Consider the following 15,329-nt stretch of genomic DNA (forward strand, 5'->3'; position numbering starts at 1 on the left):
TAATGATCGAAGAAGTAAAACCGGATGAACCGGCAGACAGTCCTTTTTACTTTACCAGTCATGAGTTTTCTATGGCAGAATTTACCTATCCCGTATATGTAGGTATCGAATACAAGCGTAAAGGTGATGAATGGAGAATTCCGGAACTGCCTTCTGATCCTATGTACCAAAACGTACGAGACGATCAAAGTCTTTCTAAAAATGAGACTGTTCCCATTTCTTTACCTGATTTTGGCCATCCTGCTTATGTACATAAAGAAATGAGATCAGGACAGCACATCTATGGTTCATATGGAGTAAACTGGTTTTCAAGAGCTACTTCTTCAGACAAGACCTGGATGGTTGAATCAGAAATTAAACCTTCTAATTCACTGCTTCCACCATCAAGTATTAACGCTTTCCTGATTCAGAAAGAACTTCCTTTGCTGTTAACCTCACAAAATGAGCAGGATCAGCTGGCATTGATGCCTACTAACAGTGATAAAACATTGGTTAGATTAACCTTTGAATATGATTCGAATCAGGATATGAAGACGTATCAAAAAGAAGTGAATGGAGTGCCTGTTCCGGATTTTAATCCCCTTCCGGACAATGAAGAACTATTTGCAGATAATGTAGAGGTCTTCTTCCGTCCTGAAATGCCAAAACAAGTATTCGGAATGGTAGAAACAGTATCTGATCTTCCGGGAAATCCATTGGTTTCAGTAATTACAACCAAAGATCTTCCTATTGTAAGTGGATCCCAAACGGTTTCTCCTAACATTCCATCTCCTCAATTCCCTAACTATGTAGGAGGAATTTTCAAAATAGGAGCTGATGATTATATTATTCACAATATTGTTACCGGAGCAACCGCCAACCATCCTACTTTTCATGTGCTGAAAAAACAGATCAGTACAGCTTTTGGACAAAACCTGACCATTCCGTTTGACCCTGCTAATTTTACAACTCCTCTTGCCGGAGAATCTTTTATGGTGGTAGAAAATATGCAAAATCCTTCTACATGGGGGAATTCCAATCCGCACCCTTTAAAGGTAAAGATCGGAAATGCATGGCCTATTCATACAGAAGAAGTAACGATCAGGTCTGGGCAAGCCCCCGATATTACTGAAAACACTTACTTCAGAAAGTTTAGAGGAATTCTAAAAAATGCAACTGTTAAAAAGTTTACCGATCAATTAAACCCTCAGTTTGCAGGAATGTATGAAATAACATTCCCTGGATATACTTTAAATAATCACCCGCAATTTAGCAGTACTCCCGGCTCAGATTCTGTTCAGTGGTATAGAGGAAGCATCAGAGTTCCTAGAGAATCTGACTCTGGTGGTGAAAGAAAGTGCTTAAAGTAGTTAGAATTGATAATATCAACTCTGGAGACTTAGTCGTCTATGCGCTTGACGAGTCATATAGTACGGATCCTTTGCAGTCTCAAAATACAAGACCAGCATCCGTAAACTTTTACCCTGGATATCGTGTTTATCTTTATAAAAATATCCCTTGTCGATTGACGGAAAATGATATTATTCCTCAGGAGGACGGTGTGCTCGAAAAATATTCTATTTTTGGGTTAAGAAGCTCTGATCTTCAGTATAATGATTACAAATCAAGGATCTCTATTCCTTCAATCATGTTTGCGAAAAAAATAGAAGCTCCCCAAATGCCTCAAAAGCCTAAAGGATCTAAGTACTCCACAAGACCTGATTATTATGGCCGTTCTTCTTATGCATTTACGACAGTATATGAACACAAACCGTTCAGCGTTACTTTTTTAAGAAGTAATGACAATATTCTGTTGAATGCTTTATACAAACAGACTCCATATGGAGAACCTATTCAGGACAATACTGTACAGCACATCAGGCTCAAAAATAATGATGCCTTTTTCAATGATCGTTTATTGGCTTTAGCTGATATAATTGTTGACTCGGATAGAACAAGGTTTAAAGCTTCTAATGGTTATGGATTTCCCCTTCCCAACAATAATGACCTGTTTAAAGGAATCAATAAATTCATTGATGAGCATAATACTTTCTTTGAAGAATCCCTTCCTCATAAAAGTTTTAGTGATATCGCTAATATGGACTCCGTTATTATCCCTCTACATGCCAGTGGAAAACATGGAGAAGTTAAATTCATTGATTTTATAAAACAAACCATTGAAAATGCATATTTTCCTTTAACTGAAATTCCGATTATTTATCAGCATATTAATCCTTCAAGCTATCAGCCTGTCCCTAAAGCACAGGTAATCAGAGATAGAAATGGGGTATTATTAAATCCTACATCTCCTGATTTTGATATGGCTCCGATGATGAAAATTACCGGAACAGCGCCTCATTCCACATTATTTGTAGATTATACCCTGGATGGTGCATCTAACAATGTTTATTTCTATAAAGTAAAAGAAACCAATGCACAAATGGTTCAGAGTGACCTGAGTCCCGCTATAGGACCAGTAAGAATGGTCAATTCTTTCCCACTCCGTACTCCGGAAATAAAAACAGTGCTTCCCGTATTAGAAAATCCGGTATCCGGCGAACGTCCAAAAATTTTGGTTAATATCAATTCATATGATAAGATCCATAATGTAAAAAAGGTAAAACTTTATCGTGCTCTTAACATCGCGGATTCTCTTTCTATCAGGGACATGAAGTTGGTTAAAGAAATCAATTTGGAACAAACAGGGATGATTCAGGATTCAGAGTGGACTGTAGGAGACGATTTCTCAGATCTTAATCAGGTGCCATTCAACGATCCTCTTTATTACAAAGTGACCGTAGAAAGAGAGATCCAATACGCAGAGCCAAATTATACGGGACAGCCCGATGTAATTGTAACCGATTATGCTCCTTCTGAAGCTTCAAAATTAATGATCACTACGATTACAGAAAATGTGATTCCAAAATCTCCTGTATTAACTTTTACATCTTCAGAAACTCCTACACAAATTATAGAAGTCGAATTTAGTTGGCCAGCAACAGCTTACAAAGGAAAATACCATCTCTATAAAATGGGAAGCCAGGGAACATGGACAAAACTAATGACCGTACAAGACAATGCTTCTTCATTTCAACTTCCATTATCATGGACCTCATGGGGATCTGATATTCTCCCTGCAATAGATAGCAATAATGAACCTATTTTCCATCATTTTAAAGTGGTTGCTGAAAATACATCCGGAATGCTTAGCCAGGAAGAAAATATTTTAACAATTGGAAATCCACTTGCTTTCTCTATTGAAAGCAACCCTCTATTAGCGAGATACAAACCCTATTTTAATACAGACTCATTAACCAATAGTAAAAATATTTATATTTCTCCATGTTACGCTTACGGAGCAATTTATAATACCCCAACTAACGGTATAGTACCAGATAGTGAGACATTTAGATTATGGAAATCAATGTCAGATAGTTATATCGTATTACCGGAAATATTGCCGGATCGTAAAAAGAATCCTCATGTTTATAATATCAATACCAAGAAATTTGCTTGCTATTACACCATAACAAGAATGTGGGATGGCACGATACAAGGAAGCCAAGGGAATTTCCTTCGTGAGTCTGTAAAAAGAGCCAGACAGACAGGAGCTCGAGAGTGTATTGTTAATCTAGGAAATAATGCTGTTTTTATTAAAAAAAATATCGACAAATTAAAATTTGCAATCGCATCGAAGAATGACAGAGGAATGGATCGAATTACATTAATTACCAATGGTATAGCGACTCACTATACTTTAAAACAGATCTCAGAACTCTAACAAAATAAGACATTTAACAACCATAATTAATCAATCCGGAGAAACTATTCTCCGGATTTTTTATATACGTATTGGCATTATTCATAATAGACTTTAAAAGACATTCCCTTATTATAGAGTATATATAAAGCAAAAAAAAATCACCTCACAATTGAGATGATTTTTTTAATATTTACCACCCTTCTAAAAGAGCAATAAAAGTAAGAACAACCAGAGGCAATTCTATAATTAAAATATAGAATTAATATTTGAATTACACAAATAAATTCATATCTTTTTTTAATATTTTTCAGATAACATTTTCACGGAAAACAGGTAAGATCTACAAGACCGTTAGAGACCAAACTCAAACAACAGTCAACAATCCATCTCTAAACAGAATACATCTAAAGCAAAAAAAAAATCACCTCGCAATTGAGATGATTTTTTTTATTATTTACAACCCTTCTAAAGAGTAATAAAAACAAGAACAACCAGAGGCAATTCTATAATTCAAATATAGAAATAATATTTGAATCACACAAATAAATTCATATCTTTTTTCAATATTTTTCAGATAACATTTTCAAGGAAAACAGGTAAGATCTACAAGACCATTAGAGACCGAAGTCAAACAAACAGTCACCAGCCCATCTCTAAGTAAAACACATATAAAGCAAAAAAATCATCTCACAATTGAGATGATTTTTTTAATATTTACCACCCTTCTAAAGAGTAATAAAAACAAGAACAACCAGAGGCAATTCTATAATTCAAATATAGAAATAATATTTGAATCACACAAATAAATTCATATCTTTTTTGTATATTTTTCAGATAGCATTTTCACGGAAAATAGGTAAGATCTACAAAACTATTAGAGATCGAGACCAAACCCACCTCTAAACAGACACATCTAAAGCAAAAAAAATCACCTCACAATTGAGATGATTTTTTTATTATTTACCACCCTTCTAAAAGAGCAATAAAAGTAAGAACAACCAGAGGCAATTCTATAATTCAAATATAGAAATAATATTTGATATACACAAATACATCCACAACTTTTTACATATTATTTTCCAAAGAAGTTTCAAGGAAAAATAAACAGTATCATCAAAAACTAAACTCCAGCTCCCACTCCAATCTGCAATAGATATAAAGCAAAAAAAATCACCCCACAAATGAGATGATTTTTTAATATTCACTACCCTTTCAAAGAGCAATAAAAGTAAGAACAACCAAAGGAAATTCTATAATTCAAATATAGAAATAATATTTGAATTACACAAATAAATTCATATCTTTTTTCAATATTTTTCAGATAACATTTTCAAGGAAAACAGGTAAGATCTACAAGACCATTAGAGACCGAAGTCAAACAAACAGTCACCAGCCCATTTCTGAGTAAAACACATATAAAGCAAAAAAAAATCACCTCACAATTGAGATGATTTTTTTTAATATTCACTACCCTTCTAAAGGAGCAATAAAAGCAAGAACAACCAGAGGCAATTCTATAATTCAAATATAGAAATAATATTTGAATCACACAAATAAATTCATATCTTTTTTGTATATTTTTCAGATAGCATTTTCACGGAAAATAGGTAAGATCTACAAAACTATTAGAGATCGAGACCAAACCCACCTCTAAACAGACACATCTAAAGCAAAAAAAATCACCTCACAATTGAGATGATTTTTTTATTATTTACCACCCTTCTAAAAGAGTAATAAAAGCAAGAACAACCAGAGGCAATTCTATAATTCAAATATAGAAATAATATTTGAATTACACAAATAAATTCATATCTTTTTTTCAATATTTTTCAGATAGTATTTTCAAGGAAAACAGGTAAGATCTACAAAACTATTAGAGACCGAGACCAAACCCAAACAACATCTCATCTCCAAATAGAATACATCTAAAGCAAAAAAAATCATCTCAATTGTGAGATGATTTTTTTAATATTTACCACCCTTCTAAAGAGTAATAAAAACAAGAACAACCAGAGGCAATTCTATAATTCAAATATAGAAATAATATTTGAATCACACAAATAAATTCATATCTTTTTTGTATATTTTTCAGATAGCATTTTCACGGAAAATAGGTAAGATCTACAAAACTATTAGAGATCGAGACCAAACCCACCTCTAAACAGACACATCTAAAGCAAAAAAAATCACCTCACAATTGAGATGATTTTTTTATTATTTACCACCCTTCTAAAAGAGTAATAAAAGCAAGAACAACCAGAGGCAATTCTATAATTCAAATATAGAAATAATATTTGAATTACACAAATAAATTCATATCTTTTTTTCAATATTTTTCAGATAGTATTTTCAAGGAAAACAGGTAAGATCTACAAAACTATTAGAGACCGAGACCAAACCCAAACAACATCTCATCTCCAAATAGAATACATCTAAAGCAAAAAAAATCACCTCACAATTGAGATGATTTTTTTTAATATTCACTACCCTTCTAAAGGAGCAATAAAAGCAAGAACAACCAGAGGAAATTCTATAATTCAAATATAGAAATAATATTTGAATCACACAAATAAATTCATATCTTTTTTCAATATTTTTCAGATAGCATTTTCAAGGAAAACAGGTAAGATCTACAAAACTATTAGAGACCGAAGTCAAACAAACAGCCACCAGCCCATCTCTAAGCAAAATACATTTAAAGCAAAAAAAATCACCTCACAATTGAGATGATTTTTTTAATATTCACTACCCTTCTAAAGGAGTAATAAAAGTAAGAACAACCAGAGGAAATTCTATAATTCAAATATAGAAATAATATTTGAATTACACAAATTAATACATAACTTTTTTCAATATTTTTTCAGATAGCATTTTTAAGGAAAACAGGTAAGATCTACAAGACCGTTAGATATCGAAGTTTAGTAAACAGTCAGCCTACCTTTAAACAAAACACACCTAAAGCAAAAAAAATCACCTCAAACAATGAGATGATTTTTTTTAATATTCACTACCCTTCTAAAGAGTAATAAAATAAGAACAACCAGAGGCAATTCTATACTTCAAATATAGAATTAATATTTGAATTACACAAATAAATCTATACCTTTATTCAATGTTTTTTTAATAGTATGTTATATGGCATGTAGGCATGATTTAAAGAATCAATCCACTCGCTATATACAAATTACGTCGTATATTTGTTCAAATTTATGATAAATCTGATGAGTACAATAGAATTCAATCCTTTATGGAAAGAGAAATTACTGAATCGTTTCCTTAGCTATGTAAAAATATATTCAACAAGTGATGCAGAGAGTGAAACAACTCCTTCTACTGAACGTCAGTGGGATATTGCCAATTACATCACAGAAGAACTAAAAACGATAGGATTAGAAAATGTTTCAATTGATGAACACGGCTATATTATGGGTTATATTCCTTCTAACCTTGAAAATGATGACAGACCAACAATAGGATTCATTTCGCATTATGATACTTCACCTGATTTCAGTGGAGAAAATGTAAAGCCTCAGGTTTGGGAAAATTATGATGGAAGTGATCTTTTATTGAACCAGACAACAGGATTCACTTTATCACCTTCAAGATTTGAAAGTTTAAAAAAATATATTGGTCAGACATTGATTACGACTGACGGAAATACCCTTCTTGGAGCTGACGACAAAGCAGGTTGCGCAGAAATTGTAACGGCTGCAGAATATCTTATCGCCCATCCGGAAATCGAGCATGGAAGAATTGCAGTAGGTTTTACTCCTGACGAAGAGATCGGAAGAGGAGCACACAAATTTGATGTAGCTAAATTCGGCGCTGAATGGGCTTACACAATGGATGGCGGAGAAGTTGGAGAACTAGAATATGAAAACTTTAACGCTGCCGGAGCTGTAGTGAAAATCCACGGATTAAGTGTACACCCAGGATATGCCTATGGAAAAATGATCAATGCAGCATTATTAGCTTCTGAGTTTGCCCAAACACTTCCGGCTAATGAAACTCCAGCAACAACAAAAGGATTTGAAGGATTCTATCACTTAATGGATATTACTGCTGATATCTCTGAAGCAAAACTTCAATATATTATTCGTGATCATGATGCTGACAAATTTGAAGCAAGAAAGAAATTCATGGAGGAAAAAGTAGTAGAATTCAACCAGAAACATGGTGCAGGAACTGCCGAAGTGGAGATTAAAGAGCAATACCGAAATATGAAGCAGCAGTTTGAAGGTAAAATGCACATTGTAGACCTTGCTGCAAAAGCAATGACAGAAGCAGGTATTGAGCCAAAGATCAAAGCGATCAGAGGAGGTACAGATGGCGCTCAGCTTTCTTATATGGGTCTTCCTTGTCCTAATATCTTTGCTGGAGGAATTAATTTCCATGGACCTTACGAATATGTAGCACTGGAAAGTATGGAAAAGGCAACAGAAGTGATTATTAATATTGTAAAAGCTTAATAAGATGAAAAAACTCTTAGCATTAGCATTCATATTATCTTTTGCTTTCGGAAATGCTCAGATATCTGCATTCCAGAAGGCTGATTCCAAATATGAAAGAAAGAAAACGGCATTGTACAACAAATACCCTAAGCCCAATGACCTGAGAACTAAGCTAGAGTGGCTTCTTACGGAAGACAAAATAACATCTTATAAAAATGCTCTGGAGAAAATTTCTGAAGAGGACAAAAAAGCATTAGCCAATGATCCGCCCGTTAAAACAAAATTGACAAAAGAAGCGGAATATGAAGCAGGAAAAACGGCATTTCAAAAATCATTGTATGATTCCGTTGACCTAGCTTTCTTAAATTTTGCCTCAGATTCTTACAAGGCAACCTTAAGTTTTGTAGTAGATTCTAAGGGAAATGCTTTAGACGCTCAGGCAAAAGGAAATAATGAAGATGTGAATGCATTTATTGAAGCTGCCTTTTACCGCATAAAAGAAAAAGGCAAGTGGAAACCTGCAGAAGCTAATGGAAAACCCGTATCATCTACGGTATCTCTTCCCTTAGTTTTAACATTTAAAAAATAAATACAAAGACCTGCTTTAGAGTGGGTCTTTTTTCATACTAACTTACCCTGCATAACACCTAATTCCATATATCGCTCATTTTCGGATAGTTAATGATAAAATCAATTCGTTTTTTTGTTATATTTACTCTTGACATTATAAATAAAACTATTAATTTTTAACATCAGATTACATTATGAAAACAATGAAAAAACTTTTGAGAAAAGATTTATCCACCATCATCGGAAATGGGATAATTGATAGCTGCCATATGGGTGGTGATTCTGCAAGTTGCTGGACGGACTGCGAATGCAGTTTCGGAAAAGCATGTCAACTGGATGATGACGGAAATCCAGGAAAATGTGTTGGCAGCGGAAATCCAGGAGGTGGAGGTACTGGGTGTCTTCCTCCAAATGACTGTACAGAACAACCTTTTTAAAATTAAATAACAATTTATCGGAAGCTATAATAGCTTCCTTTTTTTTCATCCAAAAACGGATTCTTGTCAAAGTATTTCTGCCGTTCATCAAATAAAATTTCATCCAGCCTTCCGGGTTCGTTGTTTTGCATCAAATTTCTAACAATAATTAAAATTATGAAACAACAATTTTTAGCATTCTGCTCTTTGTTATTATGCATTACATGCTCTATGGACACTCAGGCTCAGCAAACTCCAGCTTTTCACTTCGGAATCAAAGGCGGAGCAAATTTTACAAAAACCTCAACGGAGTCTTCTTCCTTGGAAGGGAAATACGGTTTTGGTTATCAGGCAGGTGCTATGGCAAGATTGGATATTGGAAGCCTGTATGTACAAGGAGAAGCTTTGCTCAACAAAAGAAAAACATCTTACGAAACAAAAGACAAAGAATCTGCAAAGCTAACATGGAACTCCATTGATGTTCCTGTAGTGATAGGATATAATTCATTAAAGCCGATGACTTTAACGTAAGAGCATTTGCTGGTGGTGTTTACAGCTATGCTTTCAACAATAAGTTATCAACCTCCGAATCAATACAGGAAGGCTTTAATAAATTTGATAAATCCAATATTGGAGTGACAGGCGGAATAGGGATAGATTATAAAAACTTCACGGTAGATCTAAGGTACGAACATGGTCTATCCAACATCAGTAAGGAATTTAAATCCAAACCTCACAGCTTTAGCCTTGGAATTGGTTATTTCTTATTCTAAAAACTTGAATTATCTTTGACTGATTAGAAACTGTGAATTTACAGTTTCTAATTTTTTGTAAACCCTCTTCAGACTTCTCTCATGACAAAACCCTTTGTTTTAAAAGAATACATATTTTCATTTATTTTTTGGCTTGTGTTTGGCTTTGTACTCTGGTGTAATATTCAGGTTTCGGCAACAGGTTTATCAGCACTGATTCAGGCTATTATTATTGTAGTGAGTTCCTTCATATTCACTCATTTTCTTACCAACACGTTACTTCCAAAGGCCTTGCGCGTAAAAAAAATGAAACGATTCCTTATTCAGGTAGCTATTATCACCCTGATTCTAAGTTTAATTTATGCTTTGGTATTTACGTATGTTGATGAAGCCTATAAAGGAAATCTCCCTCCTTATTTTTCGGATCAGATCCCCATTTTATGGCGGGGATTTTATATGGCTTTACCTGCCTCTTTTTTGATCAATGGCTCTTCTTGCGGCATTAGGTTCTATCAGGAACATTCAAAAATCGAACGGGATCATATCCTTCTTCAGCAAGCTCACTTAGAAAATCAGCTCAAATTGCTTCAGGATCAAATTAACCCACATGTTGTATTCAACATACTGAACCACATTCATATCCTGATGAAACATGATACGGAACTTGCAGATTACTTACTGATGAAGTTTTCAGATATTCTACGGTATCAGTTATACCATTGCAATCAAAACCTCGTTTCCCTGGATAAAGAAATTGAATATCTTCAAAACCTGATTGAGGTAGAAAAATTAAGATGGGGAAATGAATTAGATGTAAAATCTACATTGGAAATAAATGATAAAAAGGCACTTATAGCTCCCTTACTATTGGTTCCTTTTATTGAAAATGCCTTTAAATACGTTTGCAGACTTCCCGGACAAACCGGCTCTGTGAAAATCTTTTGTAAAGAAGAAAATGATACTCTTTTCTTCTATGTCGAAAATTCATATTCTGAAATAGCCGTTCATAAAAAGAAAGATGGAGGTATTGGGTTACAAAATGTACAGAAACGTTTGAAATTGCAATATCCCGATGCTTACGATCTTAAAATCGAGTCTGACAATCTTGTCTACAAAGTAACTTTAACCCTACAATTATCTGATAATGAGCAATAATATTCCTAAAATGAAATGTCTGATTGTAGATGATGAGCCTTTGGCAAGATTCCATCTTAAAGAATTGGCAGATAAAATTGATTTCTTATCTGTAGAAGGAACTTATGCCACAGCATTAGAAGCGGGTACAAAGGTAAAAGAAAGCGAAATAGACCTTCTTCTTCTGGACATTAATATGCCCTACCTGAATGGCATCGATTTCCTGGAACAACTTGAAAATCCTCCTTTATGTATTTTTACTACGGCTTATTCTGAGTATGCACTGGAAGGATTTCGCCTTCAGGTTGTGGATTACCTTTTAAAACCTATTGCGTTTAATCGTTTTTATCAGGCAGTCAATAAAGCGCAACAACAGTTTATCATCAATGAAAAATTAAAGAAAAATACTCCACTGGATGATCCTTTTCTGTATGTAAGGCAATCCGATAGCTTTATCAAGGTTTCCTGGGTAGATATTTTATTTATTGAGAGTATGCAAAACTATACCAAGCTGCATTTTAAGGATAAATCCCTGATCATTCATCAAACCATGAAAGCAATAGAGGAATCCCTGCCTTCGGAGCATTTTTTCAGGATTCACAAATCATTCCTAATCAATATTACCCATATCGACATGATCTCCGGAGGCCGCCTGTTTATCAATAAAACAGAGCTTCCTATTTCCCGCACCCGAAAAGAAGAATTACTCAACCAGGTAGTTTACAAGAAGTTAATTAGTAAATAAAAGAGAGAAGCCGGAAGATTTTGGGGGAATTATTCAAGTTAAAAAATAGATCAAATAAATACACTCCGGCCTCTTTTCTCCTATATTAAGGCAAATTCCAGCGTAATGCTACAGCAGCATAGAAGGTACTGGAAAACTTAGGGTCTGCGATCTTTTTCTCTTTAAAGATGCTTTTGATCTTTCGGTCACTTTCTGTGAAACTTCTCATAAGAGTTGACCCGCCTGTTACTCCTATACTCAGCTTATCATTAATCTTTATTTCCGGTCTGAGACCCGCGGTGATCTGCTGATAACCAAACATGATAGATTTGCCATCTTTATTCCTTTCTACAGTCATTCCGCTAAGGTTAACTACAGCTTTTAAGGTAAAGGCATCTGAAAACTGATATCCGGCTTCTGCTCCTTCTGGAAAATTAATTCTGAATTTGACCTTTCCATTGGTTTTCCAGTCGAAATAGATCCATGGCAGCACCATTGGAACCCCAAATGCTGTCGTCAATACCGGGCCTGCTCCCAAAGCAAGATTAGGATTAAAATGTCTGATAAAAACAATTCCTCCCTGTCCCAGAACGTCATCAAAGCTTATCTTTTCCATGTCAGTATATACCCCAACTGAAGCCATCATCATCATGCTCCATTTTTTCCCTAAGGGTCTCACATGTTGTAATCCAACCTGAGCGTTCAGCATCTGATCAGGAAACAAAGGTGTTTCATAGTCCTTATGCGACATTTTTGCATAAGATCCACTCAGCAACATGGACCATGCTTTTACCTTCCCTTCTTTATCTTTTTTTATGGATAACGGAATACTCAGAGTAAGGTTTACTCTTTTAAAATCACTTTTAGAATTCGTCTTTACACTGTCTTCCGGACGGATATAATTAGAGGCTGGAATGTATTCTGTTTTAAGCTCAGCAGCAATTCCTGATTGGGCACTTACCCAGTATCCTAACGGCAACAGACAGCAAAAAGCCGTCAAAAGGTTCCTTTTCATATTTTAAATTTTATGCAAAGAGAACCTTTTGACTATTTTTTACAAAAATTACTTGATTAAGTGTGCGAATGGTATGACCAATAGAAACAATGAAATGATAAAGCTCAATGAGCTGGAAGCCGGAAGAGGAAAGCTGGAAGTTACTATTGTGTTATTGAATAGCTGGAAGCTGTCATACCATTCAGTACTCCAATCCAAAACATCCTAAACAATGATTATTAGAAATTTATAAACACTTAACAACTTCCATCCTCCAGTTTCCCGCTTCCTTACTTATCAAGCAACTGATTGCTGCACTGTAGTTTTTTTACTCTTATAGATCTGATATCCAAACCATACTGCAACCAATGCCATTCCGGCACGAGTAACGACCATCGGAATGATAGAGCTCGCCTCTAAAAGACCTAATACTCCTGATATGACAAAAGTAACCATTAACTGCATGAAGCCTAATAACGCAGCAGCGGTACCTCTTCCCTCTTTAAAGGGAGATAAGGCATGTGCTGAAGTAATAGGAAAAAGGATTCCGATAGCCAGCAGTGATAAATATAACAGGGCTATTTCCAGGGCTACAGATAGATTTTCAGCTGCGATCAGAATATGCAGCGTACATACCACCAACAGCATCAATGTGGCTCCAAATAAAAGATCAGAATTACTGATTCTCTTAATCAATCTCGGTGTCATATAAGCCGCCGTAATTAAAGCTAATGAATTAAATGCGAAGATAAAACTAAAGGTCTCACTGGAAAATCCGTGAAGTTCCATAAATAAGAACGGAGCATTTGAAATATAGATAATCAAAGAGGCAAAAGCAATACTTCCTACCATCATACTATTGATGAACTCCTTGTTGGAAATAATCATTTTCAGCTGATCTTTTAATCCTTTTTCGTCCTGCAGTTCATGATCGGGAAGACTGATTCTCGTATTTGTTTCCGGAACATATTTATACACCATAAAGAATGTAATTAATCCCATAATGCATAAGAAAGCAAATGAACTGTTCCACCCCCAATATTTTAGAAATACACTTCCCAATAATGGTGCAACAATTGGTGCAATACCACTGATTTGAGATTGTTGGGCGAAAATAGTTACGGATTTTTGTTTATCATAAAGATCAATAATAATGGCTCTTCCGATCACAATTCCTGCACTTCCTCCAAATGCCTGTAAGAAGCGCATCGCCCATAAAACATAAATATCTGAGGTAAAATAGATGGCTGTTGCTCCTATAATAAAAAGGAAAAGCCCGCAATACAACATCGGCTTACGTCCTGTTTTGTCTGATAAAGGGCCCCATAATAATTGCCCGATGGCAAATCCTGCAAAGAAAACCGAAATGGAGATCTGGATGTGCCCGATGTCGGTTTTAAAAATTTCAGCCATGCTTGGGAAAGCAGGAAGATAAAGATCTATACTTAAGGATTCTAACGTGTTGAGTAATGCTAAAATAAACACTACGATACCTAACTTCTTCATAAATTGTAAGCCTTCACAGGCGGTTTTTTTTCAGTGTGCAAAAATGCCTTAAAAAGTAAATGATTACAATAAAAGAACTGAAGGAAGTATAGGACAAAATGAAGATTAAAATACTATAACAAATGAAAATTGTGAATTTAAAGCCTTTCTAATTGTAAATATTGAAGATTGTTATTTTTCATTATTCTTAAAGCTTTCAGGATTTTGACCTGAATGTTTCTTAAAAAACCTTGAAAAATATGAAGCATCGTTAAAACCAAGTTTAAAAGCAATCTCTTTTACCGTAAGTGCTCCAAAGCTCAGTTCTCTTTTGGCTTCCAGGATTAGCCGTTGGTTGATCATTCTTTTCACCGTTGTCCCTCTTAAAAGGCGTACAATATCATTCAGGTGATGGGTACTTATCTTTAGCTTTTCAGCATAAAAAGCCGTTTCCTTGTGTAATATATAATTTTTTTCGATGAGTGCTATCAAGTCTTGAACACGTTGACGGTCATTCAATAAAGGTTCTTGTGGATTAATCTGTTCTCCAATGATGATACAGAATGCTTTCAGATAAGCCTTTAAAGTTCAGTCCTTGCTGTTCCTTTGTATTCCTGCTCAATAAGTGATATAAGTGTACTGCAGGTTTTTTCATTGTTAAGATCTAAAAAAAACGGAAGCTCTCCTCCTGTGAGTACGGATTCAATATCGCAGGCTTCATTAAAAATTTCACGGCTTATTGCCATGGCGTAGCCCTCCTCGCCTTCTACTTTCATATTGAATGCCTGGCCTGGTGCGATAATACAGATCTGATTGTTCTCAAGTTTGTAACTTTCAAAATCCAGCTCTAAACGGCTATTTTCATAGACTTCTTTGAACCAGATGATTTCAAAAAAATTATGCCTGTGAACATCATGAAAATTCTCAGGGCCTGCTGCACTCAATGTACTCATCTGAAATTCTTCAGACGTAAGATGATGCATCGGTATTTCTTTTTCTAGTGTAATCATCACTGTCTTCTTAAAATAGGTAAGCTATAAACAAAAACCACAGCAAAAAAA

At 34.8% G+C, this 15,329-nt stretch carries 12 protein-coding genes and 1 pseudogene; 9 read left to right on the forward strand and 4 right to left on the reverse strand.

What is annotated here, in order from left to right; all coding sequences use genetic code 11:
- Positions 1 to 2: 2 nt before the first annotated feature.
- From QWZ06_RS26170 to QWZ06_RS26210, 8 genes and pseudogenes are all read left to right on the forward strand, one after another.
- The gene (locus tag QWZ06_RS26170; RefSeq protein ID WP_290302063.1) at positions 3 to 1,349 is read left to right on the forward strand and encodes a hypothetical protein; all 1,347 of its coding nucleotides are present in this window, start codon (positions 3 to 5) and stop codon (positions 1,347 to 1,349) included.
- Positions 1,337 to 3,760 (forward strand): hypothetical protein, encoded by a 2,424-nt coding sequence (locus QWZ06_RS26175; RefSeq protein ID WP_290302064.1) that lies wholly within the window; start codon positions 1,337 to 1,339, stop codon positions 3,758 to 3,760. The genes QWZ06_RS26170 and QWZ06_RS26175 overlap by 13 nt, the downstream gene beginning before the upstream one ends.
- Positions 3,761 to 6,963: 3,203 nt before the next feature.
- On the forward strand, positions 6,964 to 8,211 hold the full coding sequence (gene pepT, locus QWZ06_RS26180; protein ID WP_290302065.1) for a peptidase T: 1,248 nt from the start codon (positions 6,964 to 6,966) through the stop codon (positions 8,209 to 8,211).
- Positions 8,212 to 8,215: 4 nt separating this feature from the next.
- Entirely contained in the window at positions 8,216 to 8,782 is a 567-nt protein-coding gene (locus QWZ06_RS26185; RefSeq protein ID WP_290302066.1) for an energy transducer TonB, read from the forward strand.
- Positions 8,783 to 8,966: 184 nt separating this feature from the next.
- Positions 8,967 to 9,200, forward strand: a complete 234-nt coding sequence (locus QWZ06_RS26190) for a hypothetical protein (protein ID WP_290302067.1) — start codon at positions 8,967 to 8,969, stop codon at positions 9,198 to 9,200.
- A gap of 210 nt (positions 9,201 to 9,410) precedes the next feature.
- Positions 9,411 to 9,952, forward strand: a pseudogene (locus QWZ06_RS28070) (porin family protein).
- A gap of 285 nt (positions 9,953 to 10,237) precedes the next feature.
- On the forward strand, positions 10,238 to 11,086 hold the full coding sequence (locus QWZ06_RS26205; protein WP_290302069.1) for a sensor histidine kinase: 849 nt from the start codon (positions 10,238 to 10,240) through the stop codon (positions 11,084 to 11,086).
- Entirely contained in the window at positions 11,076 to 11,810 is a 735-nt protein-coding gene (locus QWZ06_RS26210; RefSeq protein ID WP_290302070.1) for a LytR/AlgR family response regulator transcription factor, read from the forward strand. The genes QWZ06_RS26205 and QWZ06_RS26210 overlap by 11 nt, the downstream gene beginning before the upstream one ends.
- An 85-nt stretch (positions 11,811 to 11,895) precedes the next feature.
- Here the strand turns inward: QWZ06_RS26210 and QWZ06_RS26215 are convergent, their stop codons facing one another.
- Positions 11,896 to 12,804, reverse strand: coding sequence for a DUF6268 family outer membrane beta-barrel protein (locus QWZ06_RS26215; protein ID WP_290302071.1), 909 nt, complete (start codon positions 12,802 to 12,804; stop codon positions 11,896 to 11,898).
- A gap of 73 nt (positions 12,805 to 12,877) precedes the next feature.
- Here QWZ06_RS26215 and QWZ06_RS26220 point away from each other — a divergent pair, with 73 nt between their 5' ends.
- Positions 12,878 to 13,012 (forward strand): hypothetical protein, encoded by a 135-nt coding sequence (locus QWZ06_RS26220; protein ID WP_290302072.1) that lies wholly within the window; start codon positions 12,878 to 12,880, stop codon positions 13,010 to 13,012.
- 68 nt (positions 13,013 to 13,080) lie between these two features.
- Here QWZ06_RS26220 and QWZ06_RS26225 read toward each other — a convergent pair whose 3' ends face one another.
- The 3 genes from QWZ06_RS26225 to QWZ06_RS26235 all read right to left on the reverse strand — a co-directional run bounded on the left by QWZ06_RS26225 (position 13,081) and on the right by QWZ06_RS26235 (position 15,278).
- Complete coding sequence (locus tag QWZ06_RS26225) at positions 13,081 to 14,289, reverse strand: multidrug effflux MFS transporter (RefSeq protein ID WP_290302073.1); 1,209 nt, start codon at positions 14,287 to 14,289, stop codon at positions 13,081 to 13,083.
- 171 nt (positions 14,290 to 14,460) lie between these two features.
- Positions 14,461 to 14,760, reverse strand: a complete 300-nt coding sequence (locus QWZ06_RS26230) for a helix-turn-helix domain-containing protein (RefSeq protein ID WP_290302074.1) — start codon at positions 14,758 to 14,760, stop codon at positions 14,461 to 14,463.
- Positions 14,761 to 14,849: 89 nt separating this feature from the next.
- On the reverse strand, positions 14,850 to 15,278 hold the full coding sequence (locus QWZ06_RS26235) for a hypothetical protein (protein WP_290302075.1): 429 nt from the start codon (positions 15,276 to 15,278) through the stop codon (positions 14,850 to 14,852).
- Positions 15,279 to 15,329 lie beyond the last annotated feature (51 nt).

This window comes from Chryseobacterium tructae, assembly GCF_030409875.1.
GTDB lineage: Bacteria > Bacteroidota > Bacteroidia > Flavobacteriales > Weeksellaceae > Chryseobacterium > Chryseobacterium tructae.